This is a genomic window from Undibacterium sp. SXout20W (assembly GCF_049340285.1).
GTDB lineage: Bacteria > Pseudomonadota > Gammaproteobacteria > Burkholderiales > Burkholderiaceae_D > Undibacterium.
In genome coordinates this window covers 309310-328949 of record NZ_JBMPPH010000001.1, presented here as the reverse complement: position 1 = coordinate 328949, position 19640 = coordinate 309310, and the positions used below count along the sequence as shown (strand labels likewise).

Genomic DNA, 19640 nt, shown 5'->3' with positions numbered 1-19640 from the left:
GCGCAAACTCCCAGACATCCTCGTCAATGCGCCGCGCGTTAATTGCACGTCGCTCCTCTGACTTTTTATGAGCTTGCTTTGGACGATAACCACGACCTCCAGTATTACGACGCAATTCTCTGCTGATAGTCGATTCACTTCGTTTTAGTAAGCTAGCAATCTGTCTTTGTGTTTGTCCTGCTTTTCTTAATGCGTAAATCTGGTATCGTTCTATTTGGGTGAGATGTGTGTAGTTCATTATGCAATTTCGACTGGCCGGTCAAAAAGGCACAAATGCTATCGCATCTTGCCCTCATTAACCGGTACCGTTCATAAATTGCACTTCATCCTAGAATTCGCCAAAGCAATTACGGCGCTTGCCTGTTGTTCTACTCAGCGATCGCAGCATCTAAAGAAACAGGATGACGAACCGTATTTGACAGTCGCCACCAATGTTTACCCGCTTGCGGTTCGGCAATATCAACTGCTTCTCCCATTTGCGGCGTACTGATTTTTACGCCATGCCGCTGAGCCAGTTCCACAATTCGTTCAAACGGTTCATACCAGGCGTGGAGCGACAAATCGAATGTGCCATTGTGGATTGGTAGCAGGTACTTCCCTTGCAAATCAAGATGCGCTTGTAGCGTCTCTTCTGGTTGCATATGGACATCCGGCCAAAGTTTGTTGTAGGCACCCGTTTCCATCAGGGTTAAATCAAAGGGGCCTAAACGCTCCCCGATTTCTTTAAAGCCTTTGAAATAGCCTGAATCGCCACTGAAGAAAATCTTTAGTTCCGGCGTAAGAATACTCCAGGAGGCCCATAGGGTTTTATCGCGGTCACTCAGCTTGCGTCCGGAGAAATGTTGTGCAGGTGTCGCTATGAATTGGATACCATGCACGCTCGTTTCTTGCCACCAGTCTAATTGCTGGACTTTGTTGGCGGCGATTCCCCAGGCAATTAATCTGTCTCCAACGCCGGTTGTCGTCAGAAAATGTTCTGTCTTGTCGGCCAGTGCTAACACGGCCGCTTGATCTAAATGGTCATAATGATCGTGTGACAAAATTACGGCTTTGATCGGTGGTAACTCTGCGATACTGATGGGCGGCTGATGAAAGCGCTTTGGTCCCATCCACTGAAACGGCGAGGCACGTTCTGAAAACACGGGATCGGTCAGAAAAAATTCGCCCTGTAATTTCATCAAGACGGTGGAGTGCCCAAGTCTGAACAAGGTCGTGTCAGGTGCTGTGAGTAATTGTTGTCGGCTCAGTTCAAATACGGGAATACTGCCTTCAGGGACTGTATTTTTTGGCTTATTGAAAAGGAATAGCCAAGCCAGTGATAAATTCTTTAAGAAGCTCGGTTCACGCATTTCTTTATGATTGCCGAATTTAGCGCCATGTTTTTTTGTGCTGAATTGCGGTGTTTTTACGAAATTGTCATTGGCCGATGGCGACGTATCAAAATTCATTTTACTTATCCCGTAGTATCTTCTGTCTATCAATTGCTGATCGTTTGCTGATCGTTTGCCGATCGTTTGCCGATCGCTTGCCCATCGTTTGCCCAACCCAAGTGTAACTTTTGCTCAACGTATGTTTCTTTGATACCGGCCCAAGCAGGTCAATTTCAATGAATTCTTTTTATACACCAGCTTAAAAAAACCTGCATCGGGACGACGTCCAGAGTAGGATTCATTAGATCCGACAATGTAATTGTCATTAATTACACTACACAGTGTAGTTTTAAACGGTAAGAAAGTAAACTACTTAGTGTAAAATATTTCCATTATGACTCTTTTACATATTGGCAAACCACAATGAACCAGCCGCAACGCCAGACCGATCGCAAACGAGAAGCGATATTGCAAGCTGCAATAGAAGAATTCCGTCAGCATGGTTTTGATGCGACTAGTATGGATAAAATAGCGGCGACAGCGGCGGTGTCTAAGCGTACTGTTTATAATCATTTTGCTAGTAAAGACGAATTGTTTTCAGCGATTTTGCTCCAGCTCTGGCAGAGTGCGGCGACGCATGAGGCTTTAACGTATGCGCCCGAAGTTCGTCTGCAGCAGCAATTAGAAGACTTTTTGTACCGCAAGATGGTCATGTTGTCCGATCCCAATTTTCTTGATTTATCACGAGTAGCCGTAGCAGCCACAATCCATACGCCAGACCGCGCGCGTGACATGGTGGAAAAACTAGGCAAAAATGAACCCACTATCGTTACCTGGATCAAAGCCGCCCAAAACGACGGTAAATTGATTGCTGCCGATCCCCTCTTAATGGCCGATATGCTTGTGGGACAGCTAAAAGCGATGGCGTTTTGGCCGCAAGTTGCGATGGGGCAGCCTATCCTGAATCAACAACAGCAACTTGCGCTGATTCAAACCGCCACACGCATGTTTTTGGGCTATTACGGCACGCCATCGACTTTGTAAAACCGCGCATTCCTGAAACTGTCTTTGCGACCTAAGGTATGGCGTGTGTCAGAAGATTTTACCTCCCTAAGGATCGTGCGGACGATTTTGAGTCAGCGTTTGAGCGATCAATAACCCACGGTAAATCGTTGCCGGGTATGCGCCGGTTGTTCTAATTCATTGATCATTGCAACTGCATAATCTTCGACTGAAATGTGGCTCTTGCCGTCAGCGGCAATCAATAGTTGGTCTTTTCCCAGCCGGAATTGATTGGTGCGTTGGCCTGGTGCGATCCAGGCAGATGGGCTTAACATTGTCCAATCTACGTTGGTTTCTTCACGCAATAAATTCAGGGCTTGACGTGCGCCTTCTGCGGATGCTCGATAGGCTTCTGGAAAGTCTGGCGTATCAATGACTTGTAAGCCGGGAGCCACTTCTAAGGAACCTGCGCCGCCGACAACCAACAGACGCTTGGCTTTTGCTTCCTTAGCAGCCTGAATAATATTCTTGATTCCAGACACGTAATAAGCAAGTACATCACCATTTGCGTGACCGCTAAATGCAGTAATGACAGCGTCAAACCCCTGTAATTGTGCACTCAGTTGTGCCAGATTTTGGACATCTGTTGCTAGTACTTTTAATTGTGTCGAGGCCGTGATTTTTTCTGGACGCGAGACGAGGGCAGTAACTTGATGGTGGCGTGATAAGGCTTCATTTAAGATTGCTGAACCAATAAAACCAGATGCGCCGATTAATGCGATATTCATAAAATTCTCCTTTGAGTGGCTGAATCCCGGGATTCATTGAGACGAAGTTTGACATCAAAGATTGACTAAATAAACGATAAAATTAATAATTCATTGTTCTTAAATTCTTATCAATTGACATGTGCTGAACATGTCGAATATGTTGACTATGTTGACTATGCAGTTGATTGTATGAATGCGGCGTTGATGCTGCGAATGGAAAACTATGTTTAATCCTGATCAAATCGATTTAAATGCGTTGAGTATATTTGAGGCGGTCGTAGATGCCGGGAGTTTTACTGCGGCAGCCAATAAGCTTGATGTGGCAAAGGCGAAGATCAGTATCAATATCAGCCGCCTCGAGCAACAACTGTCTTGTACTTTATTCACCAGGACTACACGCAAAATCGTGCTGACAGAGGCTGGACGACTCTTGCATGAGCAGTGCCAGCCTTTACTTTATGGGCTGCGTGAAGCGTTGACTCAAGCAGGTAGTGAACAGGTAAGTCTCGGCGAGTTAACTGGCGTGTTACGTTTATCTGCAACCGTTAATCAGGCAACACAATCATTGGCGCAGGCGGTTGCTCAATTTGCGGTATTGCATCCACGCTTGCGGATTGATTTACGCACAGGTGATCGTATTAGTGATTTGGTTGCCGATGGGATTGATCTATCTTTCCGTATGGGATGGCTACGTGATTCATCGCAGCGTGCGATCAAGCTGGGCGAGTTTAAACAAGTGATGGTTGCTGCCCCCGCGTATTTAAAAAAGCATGGTAAGCCCACGCAATTACAGGACTTGCGAACTCACGAATGGGTCGCCCTATCTTTGCTACCGACACCTCTGACTTGGAAGTTGACAAATATCGATGGACACGTTGAAACAATCCATATGAAATCGCGAATTCAGGTTGATGCACCGAATGCCTTATTGTCGTTGATATTGCATGGTGCTGGTGTTTCAGTCATGGATGAGAGAACAGTACAAGGCGTCATTGATAGTGGTGCATTGGTTCGTTTATTTCCTGAATGGAGTTTGCCAGTTGGAGGTATCTATGCCGTATTGCCACCTGGCCGTTTAGTGCCAGTGAAAGTAAGAGCATTCATCGATTTTTATCGCGATTTTATTTAAATTTTAATCAAATTCTGTGGAAATTCTATGTGCCAAAAAAATCACGGATTTTATTTTTCAGATTAGTTTTATGCGTGTACGTCATTTGAAGCACATAAAAAAAAAGATCTAAAAAAAGATCTAAAAAAAGATCAAAAACATTACCGTAAATGCTCGGCATGAGAAAGATTTCTTTTTGTGTTGACATCGCAAATTCAGGGCGCTTACAATTCGCGCATCTCATTTTATAGGGGTTTTATTGTGGACTGTAGTAGTTGTAGTTATCAAATCAATGGATGGGTAAGCCCGCACATTGACGCACACTCCCGATAGACATCTCTCTACTGTAGCGTGCGCAATGCAAGCTGTAGTGTCCCGACGAATCTCTCCGTCAAGTAGTACGCCCATCCATTCCCTAACTGTCAAAATTAGTTCGATTCATCGCGTCTGCGCCATGCCGTGTTGCAAACGTTGATGGTCGACGGTTTTGACCACATCGTTCCTGAAATCTCGACACGCGTGTAGGGCGTTTGCCTGCGTGTAAAGATTTTTTTACGGAGGAAAATGCAATGGAATGGCATTTACTTATCAATCACTTTGCTTATGTTTTTACATGCAGTCACGCTGGCAATGACTTTATGGCATTAACCGATTTATTAAAAAAAATTTGTCTGGCATTCTCTTCGCCAGTGGCCTTCAACAATCACTTGATGCATCGTTCTTATCCAAAAAGAGGAGGTCAGCATGATGCTCTTTGATTTAGTCTCATTTGTTTTTCATCAAATTTCTATCCCCACCAATTCGCCACGCGAGCGATTGGATGTGAAAAATAGTATGCAACGTTATCAAATTCGTGCTGCTTGTCGCTATGATGATATGCTGTACGTTGAATCACTGATACGACAATCACTTAGTTCAATATGCTGCACGATTGAAAAGTTAGACATTCCCACGCTGAAAGTCCAGGAAATGGGCATTTTTCACATTGAAGTGCGTTGTTCAGAAAATGCTCGTCAGCATCTGGTGCAAATGGTGGGCAGGCTTGGTCTCGAAGGCGGTGTGCGCAGCATTCGATGGAACGCTGTTGTTGAGCCGACCATTTAGTCGTTTTGATAAAAAGGTGATCCCAATCGCGGGTGTCAATTGGGTTCACCTTCTTTCAAGTTTTCTATTTTTTGAGTATGTAAAACGAGTTTTTATATGACGTCGCTGGTTGCACGCGTAGCAATCTGGACATTGTCGAATCTGTCTATCAATTTAATTCAAGCTAAAGTTCGTGACTCGACAAAGAAACTACTTGTCAGTTTTTTCCTGATTTTGTTCCGCCTCTTGCTTCCAATCATCCGCTAACGCAACGGCTTGGTCGATTTGTTCTTTATTCATTTTGAGTGCCACGTATTGGCGATAAATAGGTGCGTCGTCAAAGTCACCGGCAATCGTGAGCCATTTGTAGGCTTCGATCAGATTGACTGGCATTCCTTTGCCTTTAAAATTCATTAATCCAAGCTGATACTGGGCGCTGGCGTTGTTCTGATCTGCCGCACTGGCAAACAACTCCATTGCTTTTCGGTAATTAAGCGGCACGCCATTACCCGTGACGTACAGCACACCAAGACTATATTTCGCATCGGCGTAGCCTTGGGTAGCCGCTTTGTCAAACCATGAAACGGCAATCCGGTAATCCGGTACTAAACCGGCTTTACCTTTTGCATACATACGAGCAAGATTGACTTCACCACGGACGTCGCCCTGCGCGGCAGATTTTTCAAATAAACTTAAGGCAGTGTGTTCATTCTCTTCAACGCCTTCGCCTTTAAGATACATGAGTCCAAGACTGGTTTGTGCATCAGCATCACCATTATCAGCCGCAGCTTGGTAGGCTCCTGCCGCAGATTCATAATCGTTGTCAGCATACTTGCTGGCGGCATCTTCATTATCTTCAGCGCGGGCAAAATGCAGCGCTGCCCCCACCATCGTTAGCAAGGTCAGAGTTGAGAGGATAACTGGAGGTTTGAATGTGCGGGATTTCATAGAATGCTCCAAGAGCAGGACATCATTTAGTTTATTGTAGTCAATATTTTTCAAATATAGAAGGGTAGTTTACCTTTATTTTCGTTGGCATTGATTAACTTGCATGATATTTTTATTGAAACATTTTTTCAATCAAAACACCGTTGCATCCATCGATCTTGAAGCCTTAAAACTAAGTGTGTTGCCAATTGTTTTTTTCTTTATGCTTGTTGACCGTTCTATTTTAGATCGTTGATACTATGTTTCGAGACGCGACACGCCTTCAATGCACATGAAAAGAGAAAAATGAAATTATTCAAGTCAGTTTATGTATTCAGCTGTTTATTGATGCTGCTGTTGTTCGGAATGTCACAGGCGACAGAAGTTAAAGCACCCCCCGGCAATGAAAAAGCCGAGGAGGCGACGCTGGTTCTATTCAACCGGAATATCGTGGTACTCCGAAGCACCGTGTTGGGAATGGCCCCTAGCGAACGCGTGAAGCGTGCTCAAGCTCGAATCGATCAACAGCTTGAAGGTGTGGGAGGGCATCAGGCGACAGCGATTAGCGCTGCGCCAGGTATGTTGATTCAGATTGATGGCGCAGGCAGTTTTTATATTGCCCCTGAAGATATCGACCCATTTGAACAGGAGACATTGGCAGGCGTAGCTGAGCAGGCGGTGAGTGCCTTAAATCATTCCTTACAAGAAATTCAAGAAAGCCATAATGTGAGAGCCATTTTGCGTGCGGTAGCCTACGCTGGCCTCGCCACCCTGGTGTATGGCGGTCTGATTTGGTTATTGCTTAAATTGCGTCGGATCGCGATTCGCAAATTATTGAGTTTTGCGCATGAAAAAATGGCTGGACTGAATCATGTAGGCATTTTATTGATACGTCGTGAACGTATTCATTGGTTGATGCGTAAGGGATTTCAGTTGCTGACGTGGTTCATTGTCTTATTGCTGAGTTATCAATGGTTGGGTGTCATGATGTCGCAATTCCCGTTCACGCGGCCATGGAGTGAGCATTTGAATGGGTATTTGTTTGGCCTGATCGTCATGCTAGGTAGCTCTATTCTCAAAGCAATTCCTGATTTGTTTGTGGCCTGCGTGATTTTTATGCTGGCGAAACTGGTGGCCAAGGGGATGCACCATTTCTTTGACTTGGTGCAAAATCGTTCGATTGAAATTGCATGGCTCGACGCCGATCTGGTGGGGCCAACTCGCCGGATTGCAGCGATAGCTCTTTGGCTGTTTGCCTTGGCGATGGCTTATCCGTATTTACCCGGATCAGGGACGGAGGCATTTAAGGGCGTGTCAGTGCTGGTTGGCTTGATGCTCTCAATGGGGGCGTCCAGTCTTGTGGGACAGGCTGCGAGTGGCTTGATACTCACTTATTCACGTGTTTATCGCAAAGGTGAATTTATCCGAATTGGCGAACATGAAGGTACAATTACCGAATTAGGCATGTTTTCAACCAGGATACGCAACGGCATGGGTGTCGAGCTGACCTTGCCTAATTCCTATGTGCTCAGTAACGTCACTAAAAACTACTCTCGCGTGGTTTCTGGTGATGGTTTTGTAGTGGATACCAAGGTAACCATCGGCTACGATACACCTTGGCGCCAGGTACAGGCAATGTTGATTGAAGCAGCTCGCAGAACACCGGGCGTCTTAACGGAGCCAGCACCTAAAGTATTCCAAACAGCTTTGTCAGATTTCTATCCTGAATATTTATTAATTTGTCAGGCAATTCCGAGTGAACCACGCCCTCGGGCAGAAGTGATTAATTTGCTTCACGCCAATATCCAAGACGTTTTCAATGAATATGGCGTTCAAATCATGTCGCCACATTATTTGAGTGACCCTGAAAATGAAAAAATTGTCGGTCAAAATGACTGGTATAAAAAACCGGCTTCACCACCTTGAACTTAAAAAATGCGTATCAGGCCGGTTTTAGGTGATGGCACATGCAGTCATAGTTAAGCCGGTTTTTTCTTAACCGGCAGTTTCTGTACTGACTTTGTCCCAGTCATCTTCATCATCGAATCGAATCAGCCAGTTTACCGCTTTGTGCCATTCGTGAACGGCGTCAGCATTGAGTCTGCCCGGTGTTGGTTTGGCGGTGATGTGGGCGTGGCGCACCGCCCAATGCAAGCGATACAACAAATCAGCCCAATCAAGAATCTCAGATTTGGATCGTAGCTTGATGCGATCGCTGATCTGCGCAAGTGGGGGAGGCAGCTCAGCAATCAGCGTATCGATGTCCGACGGTGATCGTTGACCATCCGGCATGCCAATATTTTTTTGCAAACTGCTTGCCCACATCAAAAAACTCAATGCCTCACCACTGTAACTGCGTAAATCCAGAGGGCGTGCATCATCTTGGGCTGGCGTACTGAAAATGGTATTTAGTTCGTTTGCTGAAAAGCATGTCCGTAATTGATTGATGTTTATTACATCGCGGATCAGTGCTTTTTGTGTTTCGTCGGACATGACGAAGTCTCGGATGAGTCTCAATGCCGTTATACGTTCAGCAAGCTCATTGGGGCTACGCAAACTAATTTCGTCTTCGCTCTCAATGAGGGACAATTGCAGGTTAATGCGAATACCACGTTTGTGTAGCACCAGTTCTGATAATTCTTTGCGCAGTTCTGGGGATTTCATAATCAGCCGGAAGAAAAAAGGTCAGAGATTGTACCAGTGCTGACCGCTTACTTGTCGCAAGTTTTCTTCCGCTGCTCGATGTACCTAGTTGTGGGCAAGTTCTTCTTGATTGATGGTTTTACCTGTTTTACGGCGGGTAAAAAGCATCACAATGCCCACTAAAAACAACAGTGGCAAACATAAAGGCGCGACTGCCAAGGCCAATGTTACAGCCAGAATGGCGAAGATTAAAATCAATAGGGCTGACACGCCTGCCAGTATGGCGCTGGTGAATACAAACGCAAGCATACATGCTAAGCCCGCGATGAGAAAACCGATTACGGTTGCACCGAAGCCAGCGACGCCTACGATCTCTTGATCGCCAATATACACAGTTGGTGGCGAGTAAAAATAACTGATGCTCGTTGCAACAATCGAAATCAAAACCAATATTGCCAGCAAAATCGATACATTACGTGCTCTTGTTTTCATGATAATTTCTCCCTTGGACGATGTTCACTTGTTGTTGATGTGTGTATCGTATGCCTGCGCTCCGGCGCTAGCAATCTGCATGCGACAGGCGGTAAAAATGTCGGGATGAAAGGTGAAAACTGGGGGAGGAACTCAGCTACAACGTGGAATCCGCAAAAACTGACTTGTTATCAAAATAAGAGAAACGCGTATCCCCTGAATGCAAATGCAATGATTGGCTTGGATTAAAAGGTTCTGAGACAGGGCGAGTGATCAAAAGGAGAGCAATCGCCTCTGTTCTCCTTTTTAGATGAAAATTATGGTCAATAAATTAAACGAAATGACAGACGTAATCTAAGGTTTCCACTGTTTCTATTTCGAAACTCGAATTGGCTGGAATACTGAACTGCTGGCCGCCTTCATAGGTATTCCAGTTGATTTCGCCCTTGAGTCGAATTTGACATTTACCTGCGTTTAGTTCCATGACTTCAGCCGCTGCAGTATTGAACACCAGGCTGGAAGGGAAAATAACACCGATCGTTTTTTTACTACCGTCCGCAAACAAGACGGTGTGCGAAACGCATTTGCCATCAAAATAGATATTCGCTTTTTTGATAACGCTGACTTGATCAAATTGAGAATTCATCGTGTACTTTTACTTTAAAGAGTGAAAATTAAAATTCGGGACAATAATAAAAAAAGCCTGCAAATTACAAACACGCAGGCTTAAGAATATGCAGGAATATGGCTTTGTATTTACCGATCCGTTTTATTGTCCGCGTTTAGCGCGGGCATTCGCTGCAATGCGCATACGTAATGCGTTGAGCTTGATGAACCCACCGGCGTCGGCTTGGTTGTAAGCGCCACCGTCTTCATCAAAGGTTGCAATGTTCATGTCGAACAAGGAATCTGTTTTGGAATCACGAGAAACAGTGATGACGTTGCCCTTGTACAATTTCAGGCGTACCCAGCCGTTGACTGTTTGCTGGGTATGATCAATCAAGGTTTGCAGAGCCAGACGCTCTGGTGCCCACCAGTAACCGTTGTAGATCAGACTTGCGTAACGTGGCATCAGATCATCTTTCAGATGCGCTACTTCACGATCTAAGGTGATGGATTCGATGGCGCGATGCGCGCGCAGCATGATGGTGCCACCTGGTGTTTCATAGCAACCACGTGATTTCATACCCACATAGCGGTTTTCAACCAGATCGAGACGGCCAATACCATGCTTGCCGCCAAGGCGGTTCAATTCGGTCAATACGGTTGCTGGTGACATACGCACGCCGTTCAGTGCCACGATATCACCGTGTTCAAATTCAACGTCCAGATATTCGGCAGCGTCTGGTGCTTGTTCCGGGCTGCAAGTCCAACGCCACATGCTTTCTTCGGCCTCAGCACTTGGGTTTTCGAGATGACGACCTTCGAAGCTGATGTGCAATAAGTTGGCATCCATGGAATACGGAGCGCCACCATTTTTGTGTTTTTGATCGATTTCTATTCCTGCGTCTTCGGCATATTTCATTAATTTTTCACGCGACAGCAAATCCCATTCGCGCCATGGTGCGATGATCTTGACGCCTGGCATCAACGCGTAGGCACCGAGTTCAAAACGAACCTGGTCATTACCTTTGCCTGTCGCGCCGTGGGAGATGGCATCGGCGCCAGTCTCTTTGGCGATTTCGATCAAGCGTTTAGCGATTAATGGTCGCGCAATGGAGGTGCCGAGCAGGTATTCACCTTCATAAATCGTGTTGGCACGGAACATTGGGAAGACGAAGTCGCGTACGAATTCTTCACGCACGTCGTCAATGTAGATATTTTCTGGCTTGATACCAAATTTAATGGCTTTTGCGCGCGCTGGTTCTAATTCTTCACCTTGACCAAGATCCGCAGTGAACGTGACGATTTCGCACTGATAATTGTCTTGCAGCCATTTCAGAATGACGGAGGTGTCCAGACCGCCGGAATAGGCGAGGACGACTTTTTTAATATCGCTCATGATGTACTTTCGAAATAAATGCTATCAATCAAACTAAGGTATTTTTTGGTGTTTTATGCAATTCAAGCCGGTTCAAACAAGCTTGAAAAAAACAAAAAGTTAGCGAATTTCGCCAACGACCAGATATTCTAATAATGCTTTTTGTACGTGCAGACGATTTTCAGCCTCATCCCACACGACAGATTGCGGCCCATCAATCACGCCAGCTGAGACTTCCTCTCCACGATGCGCTGGCAGACAGTGCATGAATAAGGCGTCAGAATTAGCGCGTGCCATTTTCTCTTCATCGACGATCCAACCATCAAATGCTTTCAAACGCGCTTGATTTTCATCCTCATAACCCATGCTGGTCCACACGTCGGTATTGACCAGGTCAACGCCTTCGCAGGCGTCCGATGGATTTTCGAAAACGGTGTATTGCGAGGCATCCGCAGAGACTAGCGACATACCCATGTCGTAGCCCTTAGGGGTTGAAATATGCAAATGGAAATTGAATACTTGAGCCGCTTGCAGCCACGAATACAACATATTGTTGGCATCACCAACCCATGCCACTTTTTTGCCGGCAATTGAGCCACGATGCTCGATGTAGGTGAATACATCCGCCAGCACTTGGCAAGGATGATGTTGATTTGTTAAGCCATTGATGACCGGAACGCGAGAATTCGCTGCAAAACGTTCAATCATTTCTTGCTCGAACGTGCGGATCATGATGATATCGCACATACGAGACATCACTTGTCCCGCATCTTCGACGGGCTCACCGCGGCCAAGTTGACTATCGCGGGTGTTGAGATAAATCGCTGCGCCACCGAGCTGATGCATGCCTGCTTCAAAAGACAAGCGGGTACGAGTGGAGTTTTTTTCAAAAACCATCACCAGTGTTCTATCCAATAGAGGATGATAGGTCTGATAAGCTTTGAACCGTTGCTTAATGATGCGGGCACGCTGCATCACATATTCGAACTCAGTGAGCGTGAAATCGGAGAATTGCAGGAAGTGTTTGATAGCCATAAATAAAAACGGGCAGCCTATAAGCTCGCCGCCGCTGATCGTAACTGCTTAATTATAAGGGATTAAAATCACTTTCCCATATTTAATTCTGGGAATCAGCGATTTGAACGGTATTTCGCTTTGTTTGATGAAAAAAAACGCGGCGAAGTGACAAATGTAACACAAGGCATTTACCATAGCCTGTTTTGTTAATTATCGTCAATTAGTAAAAAAACGTAATTCTGCTTGATATTCTTGTTATTTTGTCAGTGTTTTCTTGCTCTATCGTATTTATAATGCCGATACCAAACTGACAAAATCAATCCAATTTGGTCGTGTGTCAAACCATGAAACACGAAGTAAAGACGATAATCAAAACAATATTTAAAACAATATTTAAAACAATATTTTTATAACTTTTTCGATTACATACACAATATGAGCGCACTCTTAGCCGGACTGACCGTCCTGATTATCGGCGATAGCCACATGTCTACACCAGATTATCTGATCACGACTTTGCATGACGATCTGATGAACAAAGGGGCGGTCGTTTATTCGTTTGGTGCTTGCGGCGTTGCTGCCGGTGAATGGATGGTAAAAACGCAGTCTTCTTGCGGCGGCGCTGAGCGCATCAAAGATGGCCCGGTAGAAGTAAAAAGTGGTCAGGATGCGATGACTCGTCCATTCAATGAGTTAGTTAAGACGTATAAACCAAATTTGGTTGTGGTGGTGAATGCTGACACGATGGCGTCCTACAACCAACCTGAATTGCAAAAGAACTGGATCTGGCAACAAGTTTCACGCTTGACTAAAGGGATTAAAAAGAACGAAGTCAGCTGTGTATGGGTTGGTCCGGCCTGGGGAACTGAGGGTGGTAAATTTGGTAAAACCTATGCACGTGCTAAAGAGATGTCTGGTTACCTGTCTGAAATCGTCGCACCTTGCACCTATGTTGACTCGCTGAGTTTTTCTCAACCTGGTGAATGGGGCACGATCGACGGTCAACATTTTGATGGTGCTGGTTACAAATCATGGGGTTCCGCGATTGGTAACTTTATTTCTTCCCCAACAGTGTTGAAAACAATTAAGCATTAATATCTGAATGACGCATCGGCTCTGATCCAGAGCTGATGCGTTTTAATTTTAATAGCCGTTCGACGCCTGAATTTATCGTTCACTTCATCGTTGTTTGCCTGGCATTAAGTAAAAAAATCTGGCCGTCATGCTGATCTGATGTGATAGCGACGACCGTGACGAAAACTACTCCAATTACTGATTCGAAAAAATGAAAAAACTGATACTGACCTGTATTGCGACTATGTGTTCAATGGCTGCTTATGCGGATAATCCTTTGTATGAAACGGGTCCAGGGCAGGATTCTTCTTTCGTCCGTTTTTTAAACGCTAGCGGCGATAAAGCGACGGTAGTAAATGGATCAGCTAAAGTAAATTTAGACGCTAAAACAGAAGGGCGTGTTTCACGTTTCTATCCTGTAAAAGCAGGTGAAAAATTAACAGCAACGGTGCAAGTTGGCGCAGTCAAAACGTCCGTCGAAGTTACGGCGAAACCTGGTGAATTCGTTACCGTTGCGATCGTGAATAAAGGCGCAGCATTGGAAAGTATGTTGGTACGCGAAACACCGACCGATTTCAATGCCATGCGTGCATCCATTTCTTTGATGAATGTCGATGCGAGTTGTGCTGCCGCTGGCCTGACTGGTGGCGCCAAAAATGCCATGATATTTGAAGCGGTTAAACCTGCGACCACAACGCGCCGCCTGGTCAATCCCGTAAGTCTGACTGTGCAGGCTAATTGCGGCGGCGAGGCGGCAGGTGCTGCGGTCGATATGTCGCAATTGCAGGCGGGAGAGCGTTACAGCGTGATTGTTATTCCTGCTAAAAAAGGTCGCCAAGCGTTCTTTGTACGCGATTCCACTTCCTAATCTGAGTCAGCGTATTTACCATGGTATTTGCATCTTTAGAGTTTCTGACGCTCTTTTTACCGCTTTTTTTTGCGTTTTATCTGATCACACCGCAGCGATTTCGTAACCATACCTTACTGATCGGTAGCTGGTTATTTTATGCTTGGTGGACGCCGAAATTTTTGCTGCTGATCATTGCCTTGACTATCCTGGCATGGGGCGCGGCGATATTGATTGATAAAGCACATGACGAGCGTTTAAAAACTCGCCTGATGGTGGCGACCATCGTATTAAATCTGGCATCGCTGGTTTGGTATAAGTACACCAATATGGTCATTGCCTCTCTCAATACGATATTGACCGGACATGATTTGCCCGAGATACCATGGGTCAAGCTGATGTTACCAATTGGCTTGTCGTTCACAGTGTTGCATGCGATTTCTTATGTCGTCGATGTCCGTCGTAAAACGGTACCGGCGCAATACAGCATCGTTTCTTTTAGTGCATACATGGCGATGTTCCCGCATTTGATTGCAGGACCTATCGTACGTTATAAAATCATCGACAAAGAACTACGCGAACGCGTCTTTTCTTTAGACAAATTCAGCATGGGGGTGCGACGTTTTATGATCGGCTTTTCTATGAAAGTGCTGATCGCTGATACGCTGGTACCGGTGGTGACTTTGGTTTTTGGATTGAAGAATCCGAGTTTCCAGGATGCATGGGTCGGTTGCATTGCCTACACTTTTCAGCTTTACTTTGATTTTGCTGGTTATAGTGCGATGGCGATTGGTTTGGGGCTGATGCTAGGGTTTGATTTTGCAGAGAACTTTAATCATCCTTATCTTGCCGTGTCGATTCAGGATTTCTGGCGTCGTTGGCATATGACTTTATCATCTTGGTTGCGCGACTATTTGTATATTAGTCTGGGTGGTAATCGTCATGGGGCGGGCCGTACCTATGTGAATCTGATGTTAACCATGGCGATTGGTGGCCTGTGGCATGGTGGCGATAACTGGAATTATCTGATCTGGGGTTTTATCCAGGGCGCTGCTTTGTGTTGTGATCGTGCGTTCACACAGCGTGGATTGTCGATGCCCAATTATGCTTCGCGCACCTTGACCATGTTGACGGTCATGTTTGCCTGGACGGTATTCCGTGCGTCTGGTTTTGATCATGCGCTGGATATGTGGGCTGGTCAGTTAGGTTTGCACGGCATGGCGATGGCGGACGAAGTAATTTTGGCTTTACGACCAAGTATTTTACTCACCTTTGCGATTGGCCTGATCTGCGTAATTTATCCAGCAACGCCTATCGGTAAACGTGGCGGATTAGGCATCATGAGCTGGAGCATGGTGTGGCCAGTCATCGCATTCGCGTATGCGATTGTCGTGCTGGCAGGACAAAAAGCCATTCCGTTTTTATACTTTCAGTTTTAAGGAAAAAAAATGAGCGAATCTTTTTCCTTTGATGCCAAAAAAGCGGGTGCGTGGCGCTATGTTCCGGCCGTATCCTTTGCTGCCATCATGCTGACCGGTCTGGTTGTCAGTGTTTCTTCTTTAATGAATGTGTCGCAAAAAACATGGCAAGAGATGGCACCTGTACAACGTATTGTGCAAGGTGAGTCGACTCGTCGCTTCACCACGCAGTTAAATGAGCATTTTTTGTGGAGTAAGCCATTCGCCAAAATTCAGCGTGCAGTAGATTGGAACATTGCACGTGATACGGGCGCCGCGGTCAGTGTCGGATGCACAGATTGGTTTTTTCTGAATGACGAGTTGAACACCTTTGATGGTGGTTCGCAAAATGCGAACGCACGCGCTTATATGGTGGAGCAAGTTGCACATCTGCTCAAACAACGTGGCGTGAGTCTGATGGTTGCAGTTGTACCTGACAAAACCCGCATAGAGCAAGAACATCTGTGTGGGGTTCATCGACCAGCAGCATTTGCACAGCGCGCCGAAATGTGGATCAATACCCTTAGAAAGAATCAGGTTGAAGTCATCGACCTGCGCGAAGCACTGGAGTCAGTCAAAACAGAGCGTTATTACCGTACCGATTCACATTGGAATGAAACCGGTGCTGATGCCGCAGCACTGGCGATCGCGCGTCGATTGCAAGATTTACAGTTGGCAGATAAAACCGATTTAAAACCAGCACCTGGTGCGATTAAAACCGTTACCGAAGAACGCCCTGGTGATTTGTTCCGAGTTTCAAATCTGGAAGGCGTGCCGCTATGGTTGCGTCCACCAGTTGAAAAAGTCGCCAGCAGCACCGTGGCACCAGTCGCTAACAAGAGCGATGATTTGTTTGGCGATGGTGGTTTGCCGTCGATCGCCTTGGTTGGAACCTCATTTAGCCTGCGCGGTAATTTTGTGCCGTTTATGAGCCAACATCTGGGCGTACCAGTCGCTAATCTGGCAAAAGACGGCGGCGACTTTGACGGCGCGGCGATGACTTATTTGCAAAGTAAAGCGTTTCAGCAGGAACCACCTAAAGTTGTGATTTGGGAAGTGCCAGAACGTATGCTGCAAAAACCGTTTAAAGAGACTGAACGGCAATGGTTGGAGAAGTTGAAACAGGGACAGCTTTGAAGCATATCGACGCTTTCTGAGAGGTTCTGTAGGGCGGGTGTAGACCGCCAGCCAACGCAATGGCAGGAGAGGCATCCACCCTACGAGTCTCTACGACATCAATGCGGCTTGTATCCCATTGTCTGTTGAGATTCATGCACCAACTGTTCAAACATCTGGTGCCGCATCGGCGAGATTGCGCCGCTTTTTACAGCCTCTAAAATCGCACAATTTGGTTCGGCATGATGGTGGCAATTATAGAATTTGCAGTTTCCCAGATACGGCAAAAATTCTGGAAATGCGCGTTCCAGCATGCCCTCGCTTAAGTGATGCAAACCAAATTCCTGAAAGCCGGGTGAATCAATTACATACGAATTCTCGTCCATGTGATACAGACGCGTAAATGTGGTTGTATGTTTTCCGGTGTCTAATGCCGCAGAGATCTCGCGTGTTGCGATTTCTGCGTCGGGTATCAGCAAATTGATCAGAGAAGATTTACCCATCCCCGATTGACCAATCAGAATAGTGCTTTGGCCTTGCATTAGTTTGGTCAGGAGCGAGCGGGTGCCTTCCGGATCGCCTTTAGCTGAAACCTCATGCACCGGATAGCCCAGTTTGGCGTACAAACCAACGCGCTGACGGGCTTTTTCCAGCGATTCAGTCACGTCGACTTTGTTCAGAATTAAATGCGGCTTAATGCCTGACGATTCAGCAGCTACTAAGGCACGTGATACCAGATCATCGGTAAAGCTAGGTTCGGTGGCGACCACAATCAAGAGTTGCGTCAAGTTTGCCGCCAGCATTTTAGATTTATACTGGTCAGAGCGGTACAGCAAAGTTTTGCGGTCGGTGATCGCTTCGATGACGCCTTGATTTTTGGACGTGAGGGCAAACTCCACAATATCACCAACGGAGACATCGCTTTTTTTTCCGCGTGTGACGCAATGTAGTTTTTGCTGGCTGCCGTCAATCTCGGCCTGAATCAGATAATGACGGCCATGCGCAGCAATGACCAGACCTTGCAGGCGCGCCATCAGGAAAAGCTTTGCTCAAAAACGGCATCAATTTTAGCCGCGCAGATAAAGTCATTGACTGAAATGCCGCCTTTGCCGTCATTTACCGTATGTGTATCGAATTTGATCACGCAACGGTTATAGGTAACCACTAATTCAGGGTGATGATCTTCAGCGTGAATGACGTAGGCAATCGCGTTGATAAACGACAGCGTTTCGTAATAGTTTTTGAAGTTGTATGTTTTAACGATGCGTGGGCCATCTTGCTCCCAACCTGGTGTCGCTCCGAAATAGGCCGCCAGCTTGGAATCAGCCAGGCCAGTTTCTGTATGCTGAGACTTAATCGCAAGTAAATCTGTGGTCTTAATCATGGTGTCTTCCTTTATTTGCTTATTTCTTATTTATTTTAAAACTCGTTTCAGGCTGTCAGCAATTTGCTGATACGAACGCTCGCTGGTGGGTGAGAATCGTAAAATGCTGAGTGCAGCGGGTCTGGCGTCAATGTCGATGCATTCTCTTCATACAGTTTGACCAGCGCTGCAACCAGGTCATTTGCATTGGTGTGTTGGGCAGCAAATGCATCGGCTTCAAATTCGTGTTTACGGGAACTGATCGAGGTCAGTGGCGAAAACAAAAAGGTAAAGACAGGCAAACTCAGCATAAACAAGATCAGTGCCATCGCATCATTTTTTGCCAGTAACATAGGATCAACACCCAGTCCAGTATAAAACCAGACTTGCTGCTTCAGATAACCAAGCAATGCTAAAAATGCCAGCGACACACCAAAAATCACCACCATGCGTTTGACGATGTGTTTGAGCTTAAAGTGCCCCAGTTCATGCGCCAGTACAGCTTCGATTTCTTCTGGTGCCAGGCGGGCAATCAGCGTATCAAAAAATACAATGCGCTTCGCTGCGCCAAAACCTGAAAAATAGGCATTGCCATGCGCGCTACGCTTGGAGCCATCCATCACAAACAAGCCTTTGGAGGCAAACCCCACGCGTTGCATCAAACCCTCAATGCGGCTACGCAGACTGTCGTCTTCTAATGGTGTAAATTTATTAAAAATCGGTGCAATCACACTAGGGTAAATCAACATCATCAACAGTTGAAAACCACTCCAGACTACCCAAGCGTACAGCCACCATAGCGCACCGGATTTATCCATCAGAGTCAATACCACCCAGATCAAAGGCAAACCAATCACGGCTCCCAAGGCGGTGCTTTTCAGCATATCACCGAAAAACAGGGCAGGAGTCATCTTATTAAAGCCAAACTTTTGTTCCAGCACAAATTGTGAGTAATACGAGAATGGCAAATCCAGTAATCCGCTGACAACAGCAAATGCCGCCAACAAGCCAATTTGATACAGCATACCTGGGCCAGTCAGATTGAGTACCAGCACCGACAAGAGTTGCAGTCCACCAAACAAAGTAAAACCCATCAGCACCACAGCGTTAAAAAGCAGCGAAACCAAGCCGAATTTAGTCTTGGCGATGCTGTAATCAGCCGCCTTCTGATGCGCTTCCAGGGGGATTTTAGACGCGAATTCTGGCGGTACGGCAGATCTATGTAAGTGTATGTGACGAATCTGGCGCGAGCCCAGCCAGAACTGCACAATAAGGGTCATCAGCAGAAAGCCGATGAAGAAAACCGAAAAGGTAGTTGAGTTCCACCAGTCAAACCATTGGGCGAACGTTTTAAAGTCACAGTGGAAGAAAACCGAAAAAGTAACTGAATTCATGGGAAAATATGGCATTC

General features: G+C 46.0%; 21 protein-coding genes. 9 read left to right on the top strand and 12 right to left on the bottom strand.

What is annotated here, in order from left to right:
- A partial coding sequence (locus ACO0K1_RS01600; protein ID WP_423022065.1) for a helix-turn-helix domain-containing protein occupies positions 1-238 on the bottom strand: 238 nt, incomplete at its 3' end.
- Between the two features lie 130 nt (positions 239-368).
- Positions 369-1448, bottom strand: coding sequence for an MBL fold metallo-hydrolase (locus ACO0K1_RS01595; RefSeq protein ID WP_423022064.1), 1080 nt, complete (start codon positions 1446-1448; stop codon positions 369-371).
- Between the two features lie 345 nt (positions 1449-1793).
- Between ACO0K1_RS01595 and ACO0K1_RS01590 the strand changes: the two genes are divergently transcribed.
- Complete coding sequence (locus ACO0K1_RS01590) at positions 1794-2414, top strand: TetR/AcrR family transcriptional regulator (RefSeq protein WP_423022063.1); 621 nt, start codon at positions 1794-1796, stop codon at positions 2412-2414.
- A 107-nt stretch (positions 2415-2521) separates the two neighbouring features.
- Here the strand turns inward: ACO0K1_RS01590 and ACO0K1_RS01585 are convergent, their stop codons facing one another.
- The gene (locus ACO0K1_RS01585; protein ID WP_423022062.1) at positions 2522-3160 is read right to left on the bottom strand and encodes an NAD(P)-dependent oxidoreductase; all 639 of its coding nucleotides are present in this window, start codon (positions 3158-3160) and stop codon (positions 2522-2524) included.
- A 205-nt stretch (positions 3161-3365) separates the two neighbouring features.
- Here ACO0K1_RS01585 and ACO0K1_RS01580 point away from each other — a divergent pair, with 205 nt between their 5' ends.
- The 3 genes from ACO0K1_RS01580 (at position 3366) to ACO0K1_RS01570 (ending at position 5354) form a co-directional block, all read left to right on the top strand.
- Complete coding sequence (locus ACO0K1_RS01580; RefSeq protein ID WP_423022061.1) at positions 3366-4271, top strand: LysR family transcriptional regulator; 906 nt, start codon at positions 3366-3368, stop codon at positions 4269-4271.
- Positions 4272-4819: 548 nt separating this feature from the next.
- Positions 4820-5008, top strand: a complete 189-nt coding sequence (locus tag ACO0K1_RS01575) for a hypothetical protein (RefSeq protein ID WP_423022060.1) — start codon at positions 4820-4822, stop codon at positions 5006-5008.
- Positions 4995-5354, top strand: a complete 360-nt coding sequence (locus ACO0K1_RS01570; RefSeq protein WP_423022059.1) for a hypothetical protein — start codon at positions 4995-4997, stop codon at positions 5352-5354. Before ACO0K1_RS01575 ends, ACO0K1_RS01570 begins: the two co-directional genes overlap by 14 nt.
- A gap of 189 nt (positions 5355-5543) precedes the next feature.
- Here the strand turns inward: ACO0K1_RS01570 and ACO0K1_RS01565 are convergent, their stop codons facing one another.
- Positions 5544-6281: a tetratricopeptide repeat protein gene (locus ACO0K1_RS01565; RefSeq protein WP_423022058.1), complete on the bottom strand. Its 738-nt coding sequence runs from the start codon at positions 6279-6281 to the stop codon at positions 5544-5546.
- 285 nt (positions 6282-6566) lie between these two features.
- Between ACO0K1_RS01565 and ACO0K1_RS01560 the strand changes: the two genes are divergently transcribed.
- A complete protein-coding gene (locus ACO0K1_RS01560) occupies positions 6567-8186 on the top strand; it encodes a mechanosensitive ion channel family protein (protein ID WP_423022057.1) in 1620 nt (539 codons plus the stop codon).
- Between the two features lie 69 nt (positions 8187-8255).
- Here the strand turns inward: ACO0K1_RS01560 and ACO0K1_RS01555 are convergent, their stop codons facing one another.
- The 5 genes from ACO0K1_RS01555 to argF all read right to left on the bottom strand — a co-directional run bounded on the left by ACO0K1_RS01555 (position 8256) and on the right by argF (position 12390).
- Positions 8256-8924: a DUF4272 domain-containing protein gene (locus ACO0K1_RS01555; RefSeq protein WP_423022056.1), complete on the bottom strand. Its 669-nt coding sequence runs from the start codon at positions 8922-8924 to the stop codon at positions 8256-8258.
- An 84-nt stretch (positions 8925-9008) separates the two neighbouring features.
- Positions 9009-9395: a hypothetical protein gene (locus ACO0K1_RS01550; protein ID WP_423022055.1), complete on the bottom strand. Its 387-nt coding sequence runs from the start codon at positions 9393-9395 to the stop codon at positions 9009-9011.
- Positions 9396-9705: 310 nt separating this feature from the next.
- Positions 9706-10020: a pyrimidine/purine nucleoside phosphorylase gene (locus ACO0K1_RS01545; protein ID WP_423022054.1), complete on the bottom strand. Its 315-nt coding sequence runs from the start codon at positions 10018-10020 to the stop codon at positions 9706-9708.
- Positions 10021-10143: 123 nt separating this feature from the next.
- The gene (locus ACO0K1_RS01540) at positions 10144-11376 is read right to left on the bottom strand and encodes an argininosuccinate synthase (RefSeq protein WP_423022053.1); all 1233 of its coding nucleotides are present in this window, start codon (positions 11374-11376) and stop codon (positions 10144-10146) included.
- 99 nt (positions 11377-11475) lie between these two features.
- Positions 11476-12390, bottom strand: coding sequence for an ornithine carbamoyltransferase (argF, locus tag ACO0K1_RS01535; RefSeq protein ID WP_423022052.1), 915 nt, complete (start codon positions 12388-12390; stop codon positions 11476-11478).
- A gap of 417 nt (positions 12391-12807) precedes the next feature.
- On the opposite strand from argF, the gene ACO0K1_RS01530 reads away from it, so the two are divergent.
- The 4 genes from ACO0K1_RS01530 (at position 12808) to ACO0K1_RS01515 (ending at position 16887) form a co-directional block, all read left to right on the top strand.
- Positions 12808-13467, top strand: a complete 660-nt coding sequence (locus ACO0K1_RS01530) for an SGNH/GDSL hydrolase family protein (protein ID WP_423022051.1) — start codon at positions 12808-12810, stop codon at positions 13465-13467.
- Positions 13468-13657: 190 nt separating this feature from the next.
- On the top strand, positions 13658-14314 hold the full coding sequence (locus tag ACO0K1_RS01525) for a cell division protein FtsQ (RefSeq protein ID WP_422993531.1): 657 nt from the start codon (positions 13658-13660) through the stop codon (positions 14312-14314).
- 20 nt (positions 14315-14334) lie between these two features.
- On the top strand, positions 14335-15732 hold the full coding sequence (locus tag ACO0K1_RS01520; RefSeq protein ID WP_423022050.1) for an MBOAT family O-acyltransferase: 1398 nt from the start codon (positions 14335-14337) through the stop codon (positions 15730-15732).
- A 9-nt stretch (positions 15733-15741) separates the two neighbouring features.
- A complete protein-coding gene (locus tag ACO0K1_RS01515; RefSeq protein ID WP_423022049.1) occupies positions 15742-16887 on the top strand; it encodes an alginate O-acetyltransferase AlgX-related protein in 1146 nt (381 codons plus the stop codon).
- A gap of 98 nt (positions 16888-16985) precedes the next feature.
- Here the strand turns inward: ACO0K1_RS01515 and rsgA are convergent, their stop codons facing one another.
- Genes rsgA through ACO0K1_RS01500 form a run of 3 tightly spaced genes read right to left on the bottom strand, consistent with a single transcriptional unit; the run spans position 16986 to position 19509 of the window.
- The gene (gene rsgA, locus ACO0K1_RS01510; RefSeq protein ID WP_423022048.1) at positions 16986-17900 is read right to left on the bottom strand and encodes a ribosome small subunit-dependent GTPase A; all 915 of its coding nucleotides are present in this window, start codon (positions 17898-17900) and stop codon (positions 16986-16988) included.
- Positions 17900-18250, bottom strand: a complete 351-nt coding sequence (locus ACO0K1_RS01505) for a 4a-hydroxytetrahydrobiopterin dehydratase (RefSeq protein WP_423022047.1) — start codon at positions 18248-18250, stop codon at positions 17900-17902. Before ACO0K1_RS01505 ends, rsgA begins: the two co-directional genes overlap by 1 nt.
- A 47-nt stretch (positions 18251-18297) precedes the next feature.
- On the bottom strand, positions 18298-19509 hold the full coding sequence (locus ACO0K1_RS01500; protein ID WP_423022046.1) for a M48 family metallopeptidase: 1212 nt from the start codon (positions 19507-19509) through the stop codon (positions 18298-18300).
- Positions 19510-19640 lie beyond the last annotated feature (131 nt).

Bases quoted from the DNA above. Each gene is read 5' to 3' on its own strand.
- ACO0K1_RS01555 (WP_423022056.1), bottom strand. From the start codon at position 8,924: ATGAAATCCCCAGAACTGCGCAAAGAATTATCAGAACTGGTGCTACAC.
- ACO0K1_RS01525 (WP_422993531.1), top strand. From the start codon at position 13,658: ATGAAAAAACTGATACTGACCTGTATTGCGACTATGTGTTCAATGGCT.
- ACO0K1_RS01515 (WP_423022049.1), top strand. From the start codon at position 15,742: ATGAGCGAATCTTTTTCCTTTGATGCCAAAAAAGCGGGTGCGTGGCGC.
- ACO0K1_RS01520 (WP_423022050.1), top strand. From the start codon at position 14,335: ATGGTATTTGCATCTTTAGAGTTTCTGACGCTCTTTTTACCGCTTTTT.
- ACO0K1_RS01575 (WP_423022060.1), top strand. From the start codon at position 4,820: ATGGAATGGCATTTACTTATCAATCACTTTGCTTATGTTTTTACATGC.
- ACO0K1_RS01560 (WP_423022057.1), top strand. From the start codon at position 6,567: ATGAAATTATTCAAGTCAGTTTATGTATTCAGCTGTTTATTGATGCTG.
- argF (WP_423022052.1), bottom strand. From the start codon at position 12,390: ATGGCTATCAAACACTTCCTGCAATTCTCCGATTTCACGCTCACTGAG.
- rsgA (WP_423022048.1), bottom strand. From the start codon at position 17,900: ATGGCGCGCCTGCAAGGTCTGGTCATTGCTGCGCATGGCCGTCATTAT.
- ACO0K1_RS01545 (WP_423022054.1), bottom strand. From the start codon at position 10,020: ATGAATTCTCAATTTGATCAAGTCAGCGTTATCAAAAAAGCGAATATC.
- ACO0K1_RS01590 (WP_423022063.1), top strand. From the start codon at position 1,794: ATGAACCAGCCGCAACGCCAGACCGATCGCAAACGAGAAGCGATATTG.
- ACO0K1_RS01595 (WP_423022064.1), bottom strand. From the start codon at position 1,448: ATGAATTTTGATACGTCGCCATCGGCCAATGACAATTTCGTAAAAACA.
- ACO0K1_RS01580 (WP_423022061.1), top strand. From the start codon at position 3,366: ATGTTTAATCCTGATCAAATCGATTTAAATGCGTTGAGTATATTTGAG.
- ACO0K1_RS01530 (WP_423022051.1), top strand. From the start codon at position 12,808: ATGAGCGCACTCTTAGCCGGACTGACCGTCCTGATTATCGGCGATAGC.
- ACO0K1_RS01565 (WP_423022058.1), bottom strand. From the start codon at position 6,281: ATGAAATCCCGCACATTCAAACCTCCAGTTATCCTCTCAACTCTGACC.
- ACO0K1_RS01570 (WP_423022059.1), top strand. From the start codon at position 4,995: ATGATGCTCTTTGATTTAGTCTCATTTGTTTTTCATCAAATTTCTATC.
- ACO0K1_RS01585 (WP_423022062.1), bottom strand. From the start codon at position 3,160: ATGAATATCGCATTAATCGGCGCATCTGGTTTTATTGGTTCAGCAATC.
- ACO0K1_RS01505 (WP_423022047.1), bottom strand. From the start codon at position 18,250: ATGATTAAGACCACAGATTTACTTGCGATTAAGTCTCAGCATACAGAA.
- ACO0K1_RS01500 (WP_423022046.1), bottom strand. From the start codon at position 19,509: ATGACCCTTATTGTGCAGTTCTGGCTGGGCTCGCGCCAGATTCGTCAC.
- ACO0K1_RS01540 (WP_423022053.1), bottom strand. From the start codon at position 11,376: ATGAGCGATATTAAAAAAGTCGTCCTCGCCTATTCCGGCGGTCTGGAC.
- ACO0K1_RS01550 (WP_423022055.1), bottom strand. From the start codon at position 9,395: ATGAAAACAAGAGCACGTAATGTATCGATTTTGCTGGCAATATTGGTT.